Source organism: Actinomadura keratinilytica, assembly GCF_039539665.1.
In the GTDB taxonomy this organism is placed as follows: domain Bacteria; phylum Actinomycetota; class Actinomycetes; order Streptosporangiales; family Streptosporangiaceae; genus Spirillospora; species Spirillospora keratinilytica.
On the sequence record NZ_BAABDO010000261.1, the window covers coordinates 1 to 1433 of the forward strand.

Consider the following 1433-nt stretch of genomic DNA (forward strand, 5'->3'; position numbering starts at 1 on the left):
CGTCCGGCGTGCGCTGCGCCCACTCCTGGACCCGGCCCGGCACCGTCACCGCCGGGACAGGACGTGCGGTGGTGTTCCATTCCACCAGCGCCGTCTGCCGCTCCGCGTCGTCCAGAACCTGGATCTCGCCGACCTTGAGGTCGGGGTCGAATGCTACCTGTTCGAGGACCCGCTGCAGCCGGGCTGCCAGCGCCTCGGCGGTGGGCCTGTCGAACAGGTCGGTGGCGTACTGGATCGCGCCGACGATGCCCGCAGGTTCCCCTTCGGGGCCGCGGTGCTCGGCGAGGCTGATCGACAGGTCGAATCTGGCGGCCTCGGCCTCGTCGCCCGGCGGCATCGGCTCGACCCGCAGGCCGGGCAGGTCCCACCGGCCCTGCGCGACGGGCACGCTCTGCAGGGCGTACGAAACCTGGAACAGCGGCTGGCGCGACAGCGACCTGACGGGGTTCAGTTCGTCCACCAGCCGCTCGAACGGAACGTCCTGGTGGGCGTAGGCGGCCAGGTCGGTCTCGCGGACACGTTCGACAAGGTCGGCGAACGAGGGGTTGCCGCTGACGTCGGTGCGCAGCACCAGCGTGTTGACGAAGAAGCCGACGAGGCCGTCGAGGTCGGCGTCTCCCCGGCCCGCGGTGACAGTGCCGAGCGGGATGTCGGTGCCGGCGCCGAGCCGGGACAGCAGCACCGCCAGGCCGGCCTGCACCACCATGAACACCGTCGAGCCGCTGTGCTGGGCGAGTTCCACCAGCCGACTGTGCGCCTCGGCGGAGATCCCGACTGGAACGGACGCGCCCTTGAACGAGGGGACGGCGGGACGCGGCCGGTCAGTGGGCAGCGCCAGCTCCTCCGGCAGATCACGCAGCGCCTCACGCCAGTAGCCGAGCTGACCGCTGATCACACTGTCCGGATCGTCCAGGTCACCGAGAACCTCGCGCTGCCAGATCGCATAGTCGGCGTACTGGACCGGCAGCGGCGCCCAATCCGGCTCCCGCCCCTCCGACCGCGCGGCGTAAGCGATGCCCAGGTCGCGGGTCAGGACACCGATCGACCAGCCGTCCACGGCGATGTGGTGCGCGGTGACCACCAAGGCGTATTCGTCCTCGTCGAGGATCACCAGCCGGACGCGCCACGGGAGTTCCGTGCCGACGTCGAATCCCCGGCTCACCTCGGCTTCGACGAGCTCGGCGAGTTCCGCCTCGGGCACCTGGCTGATCGTCAGCGGGGGACGTCCCGCCTCACCGGTCAGGATGCGCTGAGAGGGGGCGCCCTCGACCTCGGGGAAGATCGTGCGCACGGTCTCGTGCCGTTCCGCGACATCTGCGAGCGCCGCCTTCAATACGTTCACGTCCAGGGGGCCGGACAGCCGCAACGTCAGCGGCACGTTGTAGGCGGCGCCGGCGCCCTCCCCTTCGAGGCGGTTGAGGAACCACATGCGC

1 protein-coding gene is annotated in these 1433 nt (G+C 70.8%); it reads right to left on the reverse strand.

Going from position 1 to position 1433, the window contains the following annotated elements:
* On the reverse strand, nucleotides 1–1433 hold a 1433-nt coding region (locus ABD879_RS32565; RefSeq protein WP_345025640.1), incomplete at both ends, for a condensation domain-containing protein.